Annotated in this window: 14 protein-coding genes and 1 riboswitch; of the genes, 4 read left to right on the top strand and 10 right to left on the bottom strand. The window is 71.4% G+C overall.

Annotation, left to right across the window (positions count from 1 at the left end; translation table 11 throughout):
* The first annotated feature begins 267 nt into the window (after window positions 1–267).
* Window positions 268–936 carry a uridine kinase family protein gene (locus tag IEZ19_RS03820; protein ID WP_229839929.1) on the top strand — a complete coding sequence of 223 codons (669 nt, stop codon included), beginning with the start codon at window positions 268–270 and terminating at the stop codon, window positions 934–936.
* Between the two features lie 430 nt (window positions 937–1366).
* On the top strand, window positions 1367–3226 hold the full coding sequence (locus tag IEZ19_RS03825; protein WP_189309548.1) for an AAA family ATPase: 1860 nt from the start codon (window positions 1367–1369) through the stop codon (window positions 3224–3226).
* A 25-nt stretch (window positions 3227–3251) separates the two neighbouring features.
* Here the strand turns inward: IEZ19_RS03825 and IEZ19_RS03830 are convergent, their stop codons facing one another.
* From IEZ19_RS03830 to IEZ19_RS03870, 9 genes are all read right to left on the bottom strand, one after another.
* Complete coding sequence (locus tag IEZ19_RS03830; RefSeq protein ID WP_189309549.1) at window positions 3252–4337, bottom strand: hemolysin family protein; 1086 nt, start codon at window positions 4335–4337, stop codon at window positions 3252–3254.
* Window positions 4334–5668, bottom strand: coding sequence for a hemolysin family protein (locus IEZ19_RS03835; RefSeq protein ID WP_189309550.1), 1335 nt, complete (start codon window positions 5666–5668; stop codon window positions 4334–4336). Before IEZ19_RS03835 ends, IEZ19_RS03830 begins: the two co-directional genes overlap by 4 nt.
* Before the next feature lie 198 nt (window positions 5669–5866).
* Complete coding sequence (locus IEZ19_RS03840) at window positions 5867–6331, bottom strand: PH domain-containing protein (RefSeq protein WP_189309551.1); 465 nt, start codon at window positions 6329–6331, stop codon at window positions 5867–5869.
* 20 nt (window positions 6332–6351) lie between these two features.
* On the bottom strand, window positions 6352–7200 hold the full coding sequence (gene hisG, locus IEZ19_RS03845; RefSeq protein WP_189309552.1) for an ATP phosphoribosyltransferase: 849 nt from the start codon (window positions 7198–7200) through the stop codon (window positions 6352–6354).
* 50 nt (window positions 7201–7250) lie between these two features.
* Window positions 7251–7523 (bottom strand): phosphoribosyl-ATP diphosphatase, encoded by a 273-nt coding sequence (locus tag IEZ19_RS03850; RefSeq protein WP_189309553.1) that lies wholly within the window; start codon window positions 7521–7523, stop codon window positions 7251–7253.
* Window positions 7524–7557: 34 nt separating this feature from the next.
* Window positions 7558–8043 carry a 6,7-dimethyl-8-ribityllumazine synthase gene (ribH, locus tag IEZ19_RS03855; RefSeq protein WP_189309554.1) on the bottom strand — a complete coding sequence of 162 codons (486 nt, stop codon included), beginning with the start codon at window positions 8041–8043 and terminating at the stop codon, window positions 7558–7560.
* Window positions 8044–8063: 20 nt separating this feature from the next.
* Entirely contained in the window at window positions 8064–9350 is a 1287-nt protein-coding gene (locus IEZ19_RS03860) for a bifunctional 3,4-dihydroxy-2-butanone-4-phosphate synthase/GTP cyclohydrolase II (RefSeq protein ID WP_189309555.1), read from the bottom strand.
* On the bottom strand, window positions 9347–9988 hold the full coding sequence (locus IEZ19_RS03865) for a nicotinamide mononucleotide transporter family protein (protein WP_189309556.1): 642 nt from the start codon (window positions 9986–9988) through the stop codon (window positions 9347–9349). The genes IEZ19_RS03860 and IEZ19_RS03865 overlap by 4 nt, the downstream gene beginning before the upstream one ends.
* A complete protein-coding gene (locus tag IEZ19_RS03870; RefSeq protein ID WP_189309557.1) occupies window positions 9985–10587 on the bottom strand; it encodes a riboflavin synthase in 603 nt (200 codons plus the stop codon). The genes IEZ19_RS03865 and IEZ19_RS03870 overlap by 4 nt, the downstream gene beginning before the upstream one ends.
* A 152-nt stretch (window positions 10588–10739) precedes the next feature.
* A riboswitch (FMN riboswitch) is annotated at window positions 10740–10870 on the bottom strand.
* A 271-nt stretch (window positions 10871–11141) separates the two neighbouring features.
* Between IEZ19_RS03870 and IEZ19_RS03875 the strand changes: the two genes are divergently transcribed.
* Together IEZ19_RS03875 and IEZ19_RS03880 are read left to right on the top strand one after the other, a co-directional pair.
* A complete protein-coding gene (locus tag IEZ19_RS03875) occupies window positions 11142–12029 on the top strand; it encodes an RNA polymerase sigma-70 factor (RefSeq protein ID WP_189309558.1) in 888 nt (295 codons plus the stop codon).
* A 104-nt stretch (window positions 12030–12133) separates the two neighbouring features.
* Entirely contained in the window at window positions 12134–12889 is a 756-nt protein-coding gene (locus tag IEZ19_RS03880; protein WP_189309559.1) for an SDR family oxidoreductase, read from the top strand.
* 86 nt (window positions 12890–12975) lie between these two features.
* Here IEZ19_RS03880 and IEZ19_RS03885 read toward each other — a convergent pair whose 3' ends face one another.
* The gene (locus IEZ19_RS03885) at window positions 12976–14169 is read right to left on the bottom strand and encodes an ROK family transcriptional regulator (RefSeq protein WP_189309560.1); all 1194 of its coding nucleotides are present in this window, start codon (window positions 14167–14169) and stop codon (window positions 12976–12978) included.
* Between the last annotated feature and the right edge of the window lie 51 nt (window positions 14170–14220).

Here is a 14220-nt window from a genome sequence, read left to right on the forward strand (position 1 = left end):
CGCGGGCGGACAGACGAGGTCCTCGGCGCGTGGTCGAAGGAGTCGGCGGTGACAGGCGAGGCCTGCTCGGCAGCATGAACAGCAGGCTGCCGAGCAGGAACCAGGTCACAGCGAGCCGGCCGATCGGCCGGCCGGCCCCAGCGGCCCAGGTGCCAGGGGCCGTGCCGGAATGATCACGACGGTCCGGTGGGCGTCCCGTTCGACACCTCGCAGTCACGCAGGAGGCACCTACGCCCGGCGGACGTACGCGGCGCTGCCCCTACTAGAATGTTTCCGGAAAGCGCCCCCACACCGCATCACACCCCGGGAATCGCCATTCACGTCCTCGCCTCCCGGCTGCGCGAACTGCCCCCGTCCTGCGGGCCGGTCCGGCTGGTCGCCGTCGACGGGCACGCCGGATCCGGAAAGTCCACGTTCGCGGGGCAGTTGGCCGCCGCGCTCGACGGGGCGCCGGTGCTGCACCTCGACGACATCGCCAGTCACGACGAACTCTTCGAGTGGACCGGCCGGCTGCTGGCCCAGGTGATCGAGCCGTTCACCCACGGCGAACCGGCCACCTACGAGCCGTACGACTGGCGCACCCGCCGCTTCGGCCGGCCCGTGGCACTGCCGCCCGTGCCCGTGGTCCTCGTCGAAGGGGTCGGCGCCGGCCGTCGTGCGCTGCGCCCTCATCTGGCACGGCTGATGTGGATGGAGTTGCAGCACGAGGAGTCCTGGACGCGGGGCCGGCTGCGGGACGGGGCGGAGCAGCGGGAGTTCTGGGCCGGGTGGGTCGAGGCGGAGCGCCGGCATTTCGCCGAGGACCCGTCGCGGCCGTACGCCGATCTTCTGGTGCTGCAGTCACCCGAGGGGTACGAGATGCTGCCGGGCCCAGCGGGAACTGTTGGACCAGACCAGCATGTCACGCACCGTGACGGACCGTCGGCAGTGTGCTGAACCCGTGAAGAGCCTTGCGTGAGAACTTGGCCAAGTGCTCCAACTCGGCTTGACCCGGCGGCCGTACAGGACTTACGTTCTCAATGTGCGGCCATTCGGTGCCGCCCAGAAACGCGAAGCCCCCGGTTGTTCCCCCGTGATCGGGGGCTTCGTTCTGCCCTCGGCCCGCTTCACGAGCGCCCCGCGCATCGATTCGCTCACCCTCGGTCACCGAATGCGTCGTGCCCTGTCTGCTCCCACCTCGCCGAACGGCTCGTGACACACCCTTCGGCGGGCACACACCCCGCAGGTACGATGCCCTCGGTGCGACCTTCGAGCGGCTGCTTCGCGCACCTGCAACTCCGGTCCGCGGCACAGCGGTTCGACCAAGGCAGCCGTCGGGCGACTGCCCGGTGGCGAACCAACGGGGGCACGGTTTGTGGGGGACGTGATGGACTTCGGCACGCAGGGCCCCGAGGCCCCGGCCGACCTCGCCTGGCTGCGAGGCGTGGACGCCTACACCATGGGCGCCTATCCGCAGGCGGAGGAGGAGTTCCGCGCCGCGGTGCGGATGGATCCCGGGATGGCCGACGCCTGGCTCGGGCTGCACGCGCTGCGCGTCGACACGACGACCGCGCTGCTGCAGATGTTCCGGCACCGCGAGCGCTTCGGCGAGCAGCGCACCCGGCACCGCCGCTCCCTCAACTCCTGGTACTGGTTGGGCTGGTGGGTGCAGCCGGTGCTCGAGAACCCGCGCGACCTGCTCCTCGCGCACACCTCGCACTGGCTGGACGGCCGGCACGTCCCGGAGCTGGACCGGGCGCTCGCCGGGCTGCCGCCGGTGGACAGCGATCCGCAGGTCCGCTTCCTGCACGCCTGCCGCGCCTATCTGGTCAAGGACTGGGAGCAGTTGGTCCGGCACACCGACCCGCTGATCAACGATCCCCTGCTGGGCATCGAGGCGGGGCTGTTCGGCGGCATGGCCAGGGTCCGGCTCGAGATGTACGGCCAGGCCGAACCGCTCCTCGCGGCGGCCCTGATGCGCTGCCGCAGCGAGCAGCCGCAGCGCAAGGAGCTGCGCTACTGGCTGGCCCGCGCGCACGAGGGCACCGGCCGCAGCGCCGCGGCCCTCCCGCTGTACCGGGCGGTGCACCGCGTCGACCCCGCCTTCATGGACACCTCGGCCCGGCTCGCCGCGATCGCCGAAGGCGACGGGTACGACGACGCGACCGGCCTCGCGGCGATCACGCTCATCGGTGCCGGGGACTCCGTGGACGGCCCGGACACCCTGGACCCGCTGTTCGGCACCGAAGGCCGCGATCTCCGGCTGTCCGAGGCCGAGCTGCCGCCGACCGGTCCCCTGCCCTCGGTGACCGCCCCTTCGGTGCGCGAGAAGTCCTTCGTGCCCTCGTCACTGCCCGCCGGACCGACGGATGCCGCCCTGCTCGAGGAGGCGCTCGCCGAGCTCGAGCGCATGGTGGGGCTCGAACCCGTCAAGCGCCAGGTCAAGGCGCTGTCGGCACAGTTGAACATGGCTCGGCTGCGGGCCGGGCAGGGGCTGCCGGTCCAGCCCCCCAAGCGACACTTCGTCTTCTCCGGGCCCTCCGGTACCGGCAAGACCACCGTCGCCCGCATCCTCGGCCGCGTCTTCTACGCCCTCGGGCTGCTCGGCGGCGACCATCTCGTGGAGGCGCAGCGGGCCGACCTCGTCGGGGAGTATCTGGGCCAGACCGCCGTCAAGGCCAACGAGCTGATCGACTCCGCGATCGGCGGTGTGCTGTTCGTGGACGAGGCGTACTCGCTGTCCAACTCCGGTTACGGCAAGGGGGACGCGTACGGCGACGAGGCGCTGCAGGTGCTGCTCAAGCGGGCCGAGGACAACCGGGACCACCTGGTGGTGATCCTGGCCGGCTACCCCGAGGGCATGGACCGTCTGCTGGCCGCCAACCCGGGCCTGTCGTCCCGCTTCACGACGCGCGTCGACTTCCCCTCCTACCGGCCGCTGGAACTCACGTCGATCGGTGAGGTGCTGGCGGCGGAGAACGGGGACGCGTGGGACGAGGAGGCGCTGGAGGAGCTGCGGTCCATCGCCGGTCATGTGGTCGACCAGGGGTGGATCGACGAACTGGGCAACGGGCGGTTCCTGCGGACGCTGTACGAGAAGAGCTGTGCGTACCGGGATCTGCGGTTGTCGGGGTATCCGGGGCAGCTGACGCGCGACGACCTGGCGACGCTGCGGTTGCCCGACCTGATGCAGGCGTACGGGGAAGTGCTGTCGGGGCGGGGGCCGCAGGATCCGCCGGCCGTGTGACCCATGGATCCCGCGCCCCCACCGTTCAGCTCGCGAGTGCCTGTTCCGGTTCCCCGCTCACCCTCGGCTCGGTGACCTTCGGCTCCGGGGTTTCCCGGTGGGCCGGGTCGCGGACCTCGCCCACCAGGAGTTCCAGTACGTCCTCCAGCGCGACCAGGCCCAGGACTCTGCCCGACGCGTCCGCCACCTGGGCGAGGTGGGTCGCCGCCCGGCGCATGACCGTGAGGGCGTCGTCCAGGGGGAGTTCCGAGCGCAGGGTCGTCATCGGCCGCCAGATCTGCTGCGGTACCGCCCGCTGCGAGTCCTCCAGGTCGAGTACGTCCTTGACGTGCAGGTAGCCCATGAAGGCGCCCTTCTCCGTCGCCACGGGAAAGCGGGAGTACCCGGTGCGGGCGGTCAGCTCCACGATCTGGCCCGGTGTGACGGACGGCGGCACCGTCACCAGCGACTCGCGCTTGAGGAGCACGTCGGTGACCGGGCGCGAGCCCAGTTCCAGCGCGTCCTCCAGGCGCTCCCGCTCCTCCGGGTCGAGGAGCCCGGCCTCGCCGGAGTCCTCGAGGAGCCGGTTGAGCTGTTCGCTGGTGACGACGGCCTCGACCTCGTCCTTCGGCTCCACGCGGAACAGTCGCAGGAGCCCCTGCGCGCAGGCGCCGAGGGCCACCGTGATGGGCCTGCAGACCCGGGCGAAGGCGACCAGCCCTGGGCTGAGCCACAGCGCGGCCTTCTCCGGTGCCGCCATCGCGAGGTTCTTCGGGACCATCTCGCCGATCACCAGATGGAAGAAGACCACCGCGGCGAGGGCGATGACATAGCCGAGCGGGTGGATCACACCGTCCGGCAGGTGGATCCACTCGAACACCGGCTCCAGCAGATGCGCCACCGTCGGCTCGGCGACCGCGCCCAGGGTCAGTGAGCAGACGGTGATGCCGAACTGGGCGGCGGCCATCATCTGCGGCAGCCGCTCCAGGCCGTACAGCACCTGGCGGGCGCGGGCGGTGCCGAGGGGTTCGATCTGGCTGCGGCGCACGGACACGAGCGCGAACTCGGCGCCCACGAAGAAGCCGTTGGCGAGGACCAGCAGCGCGGCGAAGACGAGTTGGAGCACGCTCATCGGACGGCCTCCGCGGCAGGGGCCACCGGGGCGGTGCGGACGAGTCGGACGCGCTCGGCACGGTAGTGACCGACCTGGCGCACGGACAGCCGCCAGCCGGGCAGTTCGGCCTTGTCACCGGGGGCGGGGATCCGGCCGAGCAGGTCGGCGACCAGGCCCGCGACGGTCTCGTACGGCCCCTCGGGCACGTCGAGGCCTATGCGCTTGAGGATGTCGACTCGGCAGCTGCCGTCGGCCTCCCAGGCGGGCCTGCCGTCCTCGGGCGGGGCGACGGCGAGTTCGGGCAGGTGCTGGCGGTCGTGCTCGTCACGCACCTCGCCGACGAGTTCCTCGACGATGTCCTCAAGGGTCACCACGCCCGCCGTACCACCGTACTCGTCGACGACGACCGCGATCGGCTGCTCGCTGCGCAGCCGGGCCAGCAGGGGCTGGACGGGCAGCGTTTCCGGGACCAGCAGGGCCGGGTGGGCGATGCGGCCGACCGGGGTGCGCAGCCGGTCGTGCGCGGGCACGGCCAGCGCGTCCTTGAGATGGGCCATGCCGACGATCTCGTCGATCTTCTCCCGGTAGACGGGGAAGCGGGACAGTCCGGTGGCCCGGGTGAGGTTGACGACGTCCTCGGCGGTCGCCGAGGCCTGGAGCGCGCTGACCTTCACTCGCGGGGTCATGACGTGCTGCGCGGTCAGCTCCCCCAGCGACAGCGTCCGGACGAACAGGTCGGCCGTGTCCTGTTCCAGGGCGCCGGCCTGCGCGGAGTGCCGGGCCAGGGAGACGAGTTCGCCCGGTGTGCGGGCGGAGGCCAGCTCCTCGGCGGGCTCGACGCCCAGGGCGCGCACCAGGCGGTTGGCGACCGTGTTGAGGGCGGCGATCACCGGCCGGAACAGCCGGGCGAAGCGGTGCTGCGGTCCGGCGACGAAGCGCGCGACCGTCAGCGGCTTGGACACCGCCCAGTTCTTGGGCAGGAGTTCGCCGATCACCATCTGGACCGCCGACGCGAGCAGCATGCCGATGACCACGGCAACACCGGAGACGGCGCCCTCGGGGATGCCGATCGCGGTGAACGGGCCGTTCAGCAGCTCGGCAAGGGCCGGTTCGGCCAGCATACCGACGACGAGGGAGGTGATGGTGATGCCGAGCTGGGTGCCGGAGAGCTGGAAGGACAGCTCCTTGAGGGACTCGACGACCGTACGGGCGCGCTTGTCGCCCTCGGCGGCCGCCTTCTCGGCCTCGGCGCGCTCGACCGTCACCAGGCCGAACTCGGCGGCCACGAAGAACCCGTTGGCGAGGATCAGCAGGAGAGCCGCTCCCAGGAGCAGCAGAGAGAGGGTCATGCCGCCGCCTCGGTATGTCGGGAGGGGGCGGCGCAGGTACTACAGGACGATCCGTCCATCGCTGGAGGGAGTCACTCCTCGGGTAGCAGGGGGCCTCTGAAGACCGGAGGCACGACAGGGGCGGAGGCGCCGTGAAAACGCCTCCGCCAACAGATTAATCAAGACAGGGGGCCGGAGGGAGAGTGGCCGACCCCACACTCACCCCTGAGGCCGCTCCGGATCTGTGACGGCGCGGGCCTCGGCGAGTGCCCGCAGGGTGCGGGCGTCGGCGATGGCGCGCTGCCTGGCGATGCCCGGCTGGATGCCGAGCGCGGGCAGGCTGGTGCCGTCGCTGAGGTCGATGAACACCCAGGGGTCGCCGGCGCGGAGGTTGACCTGGAGGATCTCCGCCCACTCCAGGCGCCGCCGGCTGGCGATGTTCACGACGGTCACGCCGGACTCGTCGGCGACGACCTTCACCCGGGCGAGCTGCGCCAGCACCCAGAAGATGAGGGCGCCGGTGATGACGAAGCTCAGCCGCTCCCCCGGGCCGAGCTGCTCCAGGAGCATCGCGATCCCGGAGATGACCAGGAGTATCACGACGCCGGCGGTGAGCAGGACGGCGCGGGTGCGGCCCGGGCGGAAGGTGACGGGCAGGTCGGGAAGGGGGGTCGGGTCGGACATCGGGGTGCGGCCTCCTCGGATCAGAGGCGGCAGGCGTGGATGGCCGTGGTGAGGATGGCCCGGGCGCCGATGGCGTACAGGTCGTCCATGATGCGCTGCGCGTCCTTGGCCGGGACCATGGCGCGGACGGCGACCCAGCCCTCGTTGTGCAGCGGAGAGATGGTCGGGCCCTCGAGGCCGGGGGTGATGGCGACGGCCGCCTCGAGGTGCTCGGCGCGGCAGTCGTAGTCCATCATCACGTAGGTCCGGGCGACCAGGACGCCCTGGAGGCGGCGCAGGAACTGCCGGACCTTGGGCTCCTCGGTGTCGGCGCCCGTGCGCCGGATGACGACGGCCTCGGACTTCATGATGGGCTCGCCGATCACCTCCAGCCCCGCGTTGCGCAGCGAGGTGCCGGTCTCCACGACGTCCGCGATGACCTCGGCGACGCCCAGCTCGATGGCGGTCTCGACGGCGCCGTCGAGGTGGACCACGGAGGCGTCGATGCCGCTGTCGGCGAGGTGCTTGGCGACGATGCCCTCGTAGGAGGTGGCGACCGTCTTGCCGTTGAGGTCCTGCACGCCGCTCGCCGTGCCCGGCTTGGTGGCGTAGCGGAAGGTGGAGCGGGCGAAGCCGAGCGGGAGGATCTCCTCGGCGCCCGCGCCGGAGTCGATCAGCAGGTCGCGCCCGGTGATGCCGATGTCGAGCCGCCCGGTCGAGACGTAGATGGCGATGTCGCGGGGGCGGAGGTAGAAGAACTCGACCTCGTTGGCCGGGTCGACGATGCGGAGTTCCTTGGACTCCCGGCGCTGCTGGTAGCCGGCCTCATGCAGCATGTCCGCCGCAGGGCCGGACAGTGAACCCTTGTTGGGGACGGCGATGCGCAGCATGAGGTCGGCTTCCTTTGCTCGTTGTGTACGGGACTGTACGGGGGTACGGCTCAGAGGTGGGCGTAGACGTCGTCGAGGGAGATCCCGCGGGCGACCATCATCACCTGGACGTGGTAAAGCAGCTGCGAGATCTCTTCGGCGGCCGCCGCCTTGCCCTCGTACTCGGCGGCCATCCAGACCTCGGCGGCCTCTTCGACGACCTTCTTGCCGATGGCATGGACGCCCTTTCCGACCAGTTCCGCGGTGCGGGAGGTGGCGGGATCGCCGTGGGCTGCCTTGTGCTGGAGCTCGGTGAAGAGCTCCTCGAACGTCTTCTTGGACATGGTGGTCCTTAGCCTACGCGCTCCGGGCGATGGCTCAGTGCCAGGGTTCGGACACCGAGCGGAGCGTGCACGCTGTCGACACCGCCGCGGTGACGGCCTCGTGGCCCTTGTCCTCGTTGGAACCCTCCAGGCCGGCGCGGTCCAGGGCCTGTTCCTCGGTGTCACAGGTCAGCACACCGAAGCCGACGGGGATGCCGGTCTCGACGGAGACCTGGGTCAGGCCCTGGGTGACGCCCTGGCACACGTAGTCGAAGTGGGGGGTGCCGCCGCGGATGACGACGCCGAGGGCGACGACCGCGTCGTAGCCGCGGCCCGCCAGGACCTTGGCGGCCACCGGCAGCTCGAAGCTGCCGGGGACCCGAATGAGGGTGGGCTCGTCGATGCCGAGCTCGCCCAGGGCGCGCAGGGCGCCGTTGACCAGACCGTCCATCACCTTCTCGTGCCACTGCGCCGCGATGACGGCGACCCTGAGGTCGCTCGCGTTCTGTACGGACAGTTCCGGTGCACCCTTGCCGCTCACGTCTCTCCTTCGTGCTTCTCTTACTGGTTGCCGCAGGTGGACACCGCAGGTGTGTCCAGCCAGGGCAGGTCGTGCCCCATCCGGTCCCGCTTGGTGCGCAGGTAGCGGAGGTTGTGCTCGCCCGCCTGCACGGGCATCGGCTCACGTCCGGTGACCTTGAGGCCGTGGCGCAGCAGGGCGTCGGTCTTGTCGGGGTTGTTGGTCATCAGGCGCAGACTGCGCACGCCGAGGTCCTCGAGGATCTGCGCGCCGGCGCCGTAGTCACGGGCGTCGGCGGGCAGGCCGAGTTCGAGGTTGGCGTCTAGGGTGTCGCGACCGCGCTCCTGGAGTTCGTACGCCCGCAGCTTGGACAGCAGCCCGATGCCGCGTCCCTCGTGGCCGCGCAGATAGACCACCACGCCCCTGCCCTCCTCCTGGATGCGCTCCAGGGAGGCCTCGAGCTGGGGGCCGCAGTCGCACCGGGCGGAACCGAAGATGTCTCCGGTGAGGCACTCGGAGTGCACACGGACCAGGACGTCCTCGCCCTCGCCGATGTCGCCGTGGACGAGCGCCACGTGCTCGACGCCGTCGACCGTGGAGCGGTAGCCGTACGCCGTGAACGTGCCGTGCCTGGTGGGCAGGTTGACCTCGGCCTCACGACGGACGGTGGGCTCGGTGCTGCGGCGGTAGGCGATCAGGTCCTCGATGGAGATGATCGTCAGACCGTGCTTGCGGGCGAACGGGATCAGCTCGGGCAGCCGCAGCATGCGGCCGTCCTCGCCGGCGATCTCCACGATGGCGCCGGCCGGGCGCAGTCCCGCGAGCCGGGCGAGGTCGACGGCGGCCTCGGTGTGGCCGTCGCGGACCAGGACGCCGCCGGACCGGGCGCGCAGCGGGAAGACATGCCCGGGGCGGACGAGGTCGGTGGGCTCGGCCGTGCCGCTCGCGAGCAGCTGGAGCGTGGTCGCGCGGTCGGCGGCCGCGATGCCGGTGGTCACACCATGGGCGGGGGAGGCGTCGACGGAGACCGTGAACGCCGTCCGCATCGACTCGGTGTTGTCCTCGACCATCTGCGGGAGCCTGAGCCGGTCGAGTTCCTCGCCCTCCATGGGGGCGCAGATCAGGCCGCGGCACTCGCTCATCATGAAGGCGACGATCTCGGGCGTCACCTTCTCGGCGGCGACGACGAGGTCGCCCTCGTTCTCCCGGTCCTCGTCGTCGACGACCACGATGGGCCGGCCGGCGGCGATGTCGGCGATGGCTTGTTCGACGGGATCGAGAGTGAAGTCGTCCAGTTCGGTGCTGTACAGGACGGGTGCCGCAGTCATGCGGGCGCTCCTTCCAGGACGGGCCGCGATGCCTTGCGCGAGCGCAGCCACCAGTCGCGCATGCCCCACAGGACGAGCGCGCCGTAGATGACGTAGACGAAGCCGGAGAAGGCGTAGCCGTTGGCGAAGTTGAGGGGCACGCCCACGAGGTCGACGAGGAGCCAGGCGAACCAGAACTCGACCATGCCGCGCGCCTGGGCGTACATGGCGACGACGGTGCCGACGAAAATGTAGGCGTCGGGCCACGGGTCCCAGGACAGGGACGGGTAGGCCTGGAAGAGGAGGGCCACCGCGACGGTGCCGACGGCCGCGGCGGCGAGCATGGCCGCGCGTTCGCGCCAGGTGGCGAACCGTACGGAGACGTGCCCGTCCTCCGCCTCGCCCTTGCCGCGGTTCCACTGCCACCAGCCGTACAGCGCGACGAGCATGACGACGACCTGCTTGCCCGCGCTGCCGGTCAGATGGCCGAAGAAGGCGCCGAAGAGGACGAGGCCGGCGACGAACTGGACCGGCCAGGTCCATACGGAGCGGCGCCAGCCGAGGGCGAGGGCGATCAGACCGAAAATGTTGCCGATCATGTCCGACCACAGGATGTGCTGGCCGAACAGCACGAACGCCTCGGAGTTGAGCTGGTTCACCGGCCGGCCTCCTGACCGGCCAGCATCCGCTCGACGTACTTGGCGATGATGTCGACCTCGAGGTTGACCGGGTCGCCGGGCTGCTTGAGGCCGAGCGTGGTCAGGGCGAGCGTGGTGGGGATGAGGCTGACGGTGAAGTAGTCGGGGCCCGCCTCGACGACGGTGAGGCTGATGCCGTCGACGGTGATGGAGCCCTTCTCGACGACGTAGCGGGCGAGGTCCGCGGGGAGCGAGATCCTGACGATCTCCCAGTGCTCGGAGGGCGTGCGCGCCAGCACCTCGCCGGTGCCGTCCACATGGCCCTGCACGATGTGCCCGCCGAGGCGCGCGCCCACGGCGGTGGGGCGCTCGAGGTTGACGCGGGAGCCGACGGACAGGGCGCCCAGGCTGGAGCGCTTCAGCGTCTCGGCCATGACGTCCGCGGTGAACTCGTCGCCCTCGTGGTCGACGACGGTGAGACAGACCCCGTTCACGGCGATTGAGTCGCCGTGCTGCGCGCCCTGGGTGACGACGGGGCCGCGGAGCCGGAAGCGGGAGGCGTCGCCGAGATTCTCGACGGCGGTGACCTCACCCAGCTCTTCGACGATTCCGGTGAACACTTCCCGGGTCCTCCTGCCTCATTCGGGCACGGACTCCGGGGCCTGTCGATGACGACAGAATGAAACGGATGAGCACACTGGGGGCGACGCCGGACAGGACCCGTCCCGGCGGACGAGTCCCAGAAACGGCGGCGCGCACGCATGCCCGCCCGCCGCGCACTGCCTCCCATCCGGACTTTAACCGTCGGTCCAGGAATTCCACCTGGTCAACCGGCCGCTGGAAGCGACCGGGTCGCGGACTTTAACCGCCGGTTCGGAGTTTCACCGACCCCGGAGTGCGCTGCTTCTGGTACACGCACAGTGTGCCACGCCAGATCGACATCAAGACAGACGCATGGTGTGCAGTGCCTCACACTCCGCACGGCCGCCCGTTCCGGGGCGGATCGCCGGGTTCCCAACTCCCCCACCGGCGACGGATCTTGAGACCCTTCCCGATCTATTGACCGCTATGGTCTAGTCCATTTACTGTTCCAGCGGGCCCGGCGGCGGTGACGACGGCCCTTGCCCGCCGTCGGGCCTCCAGGGACTCCGCGGGGTTCTGGCAGGGTGAACGCATGACCACGTCGCTCACCGAGGAGTTCCAGACCCACCGCCCGCGTCTGTTCGGGCTCGCATACCGTCTGCTCGGTTCGGCGGACGAGGCCGAGGACGCCGTCCAGGACGCCTATCTGCGCTTCACCGGCGCGGACCGCGCGAAGATCGAGCACCTCGGCGCCTGGCTCGCCAAGGTCGTCACCAACCTCTGTCTCTCCCGGCTGACTTCGGCTCGCGCCCGGCGCGAGCAGTACGTCGGCACCTGGCTGCCGGAGCCGGTGCTCACCTCGGACGGCACGCTCGGGCCGCTGGAGTCGGCGGAACAGCGGGACGCCGTGTCGTTGGCCATGCTGGTCCTCCTGGAACGGCTCACGCCGACCGAGCGGGCGGTGTACGTGCTGCGCGAGGCGTTCGGGTACGGGCACCGGCAGATCGCGGGTGTGCTGGACCTGAGCGAGGCCAACTGCCGTCAGCTGTACCGCCGGGCGGTGCGTCACGTGGAAGCCGAGGAGGGCCGCTTCGAACCGGCACCCGAGCGGCAACAGGAGCTGGTCGCGTCGTTCATCTCGGCGGCCCGGGACGGGGACCTGGCCGGTCTGGAGAAGCTCCTCGCGGCCGACGCGGTCTGGTGGAGCGACGGCGGCGGCAAGGTCTCTGCGGCCCGGCGGCCGATCGAGGGCCGCGCGACGGTCGCCCGGTTCCTGGCCGGTGGCCTGCGGAAGTTCGCGGCGGGCCTGGACTACACGGGGGCCGAGGTCAACGGCTCGAGCGCGCTGCTCGCGTGGCTGGACGACACGCTGGTCGGCGTCGTCACCTTCGAGCTGCGGGACGGGCTGATCACGAGTGCGCGGGCCGTGGCGAACCCGGACAAGCTGGACTTCGTACGGCGTCAGCTCGCTCGCACCTGACATCGCGCCGCGCGGCTGTCACATCCCGCGGGGGCTGTGCGGTCTCAGCCGGTGAAGGGTGCTCCAGCGGGGAGCACACGGTGTGACCGGAGGGACGGAACAGCATGACCACGATCCTGGTGACCGGCGGTACCGGAACACTCGGCGGGCTTGTCACCGAGCGGCTGCGGGCGGGCGGCCACGAGGTGCGGGTGCTCAGCCGGCACACCCCGCCGTACGCCGTCGACCTGCGCGCGGGCGGCCCCGGTCTGGACGCGGCCGTGGCGGGCGTGGACACGGTCGTGCACTGTGCGAGCACGCCGCGGGGCGGCGACGAGCGGGCGGCGGCGAACCTGATCGCGGCGGCGCGGCGGGCCGGTGTGGAGCACCTCGTGTACATCTCGATCGTGGGCGTCGACCGGGTGCCGCTCGGCTACTACAAGTCCAAGTACGCCGTGGAGAAGCTGGTCGAGGAGTCGGGTCTCGGCTGGACGGTGCTGCGGGCGACGCAGTTCCACGACCTGCTCGTACAGCTCTTCCAGGTCCTCGCCAAGCCACCGGTGATGCTGCTGCCCGCGGGCGTGCCGGACCAGCCGGTCGAGGTGAGCGAAGTCGCGGACCGGCTGGCCGAGCTGGCGGAGGGGAGCCCGGCGGGACGGGTCCCGGACCTGGGCGGTCCCGAGGCGCGGACTCTCGAGTCCTTCGCCCGCGCCTATCTGCGGGCGACCGGCCGACACCGCCGGGTGGCCGCCGTCCCGCTGTTCGGCAGGACGTACGCCGCCTTCAGGACCGGCGGTCATCTGGCCCCGGAGCACGCGGACGGGCAGGGGACCTTCGAGGAGTACCTGGAGCGGCGGTTCGGGGGCCGCGGCCGGAAGTGAGCCGGGCCCGGCGGGTGCGGTGTGGGGGACGCGCGCGTGCGGTCGCGAGAACTGGAGCCCGGCCCTGCTGTTCGCACCCCGCTCCGCTACCGCTCCGGAGGTGCGAACAGTTCCTCCTGGGCACGTTCCCGGGCCGTCAGGAGGGCGCCGCGGAGGACCGCCGTGCCGCCCAGGTCGGTCGCGCGTACCTCCGTGACCAGGGGTGACATTCGGCGGAGCCGGGACTCGACCCGCGCCGCGAGGTCCTCTCCCCCGGCCTGTCCGACCTCGCCGCCCAGGACCACGCAGCCGGGGTCGAGGACGGCGACGACGGAGGCGGCGCCGATCGCGATGCGGTCGGCGAGAGCGTCGAGGAAACGGTCTGCCGCGCTGCCCGGGTCGGCGCTCGCCCCGGCCTCCCGGACGGTTCCCGCCGCGACCGGTCCGTCCCCCTTCGGATCCCCGGGCAGCCCGTGCCGCACGGCCAGCGCGCCGATCGCCGCGGCCCCGGCCAGCGAGTGGAAGCCACCCTCGCAGTCCGTCGCCGAGGGCAGTGACACCGTGCCCGGCACGGGAAGGAACCCGATCTCCCCGGTACCGCCGGAGGCGCCCCGGCGGATGGTGCCGTCCAGCACGACGGCGGCGCCGGTGCCGTGGCCCAGCCAGAGCAGGACGAAGGTGTCGCGGTCCCGGGCGCCGCCCTCGCGTTGCTCGGCGAGGGCGGCGAGGTTGGTCTCGTTCTCGACCGTGACGCGTGCTTCCGGGAACCGCTCCTGAAGGGCCGCCACCAGCCGCCGGTGCCAGACGGGCAGCCCGGTCGAGTCCCGGAGTTCGCCCGTCGCGGGGTCGATGAGGCCCGGCGCGCCGATACCGACGGTGTGCAGCCGGTCGGCCCCGGCCTCCTTCGCCACCCGTTCGACCAGCGTGACCGCCTGCTCCAGCGCGGGCCCGGTCCCGGTGTCGCCGCCGATCGGCACGGACGCCTCGGCGAGCACCCGGCCCACCAGGTCGGAGACGAGCACGGAGACGCCCGCGGTGCGGACGTCGAGCGCCGCCAGGTGAGCCCGGTCGGCGACGATGCCGTACAACCGGGCGTTGGGGCCCCGCCGCTGCTCGCCGGACTCGCCGACGACGGTGATCAGGCCGGCCGCTGCGAGGCGTTCGACGAGGTCCGCGACCGTCGGCCGGGACAGCCCGGTCAGCTGCTTCAACTGCCCTGCCGTGAGCGGGCCTTCCTCCTGCAGCAGACGGAGGGCGAGCCGGTCGTTGATGGCCCGGGCGGTGCTCGGTGATGCGGGCATGACGGGAATCCTCCCAGATCGGCGAACCGGGCCGGCGCGTCGTCACCGGCA

Source organism: Streptomyces brasiliensis (assembly GCF_014647875.1).
GTDB lineage: Bacteria > Actinomycetota > Actinomycetes > Streptomycetales > Streptomycetaceae > Streptomyces > Streptomyces brasiliensis.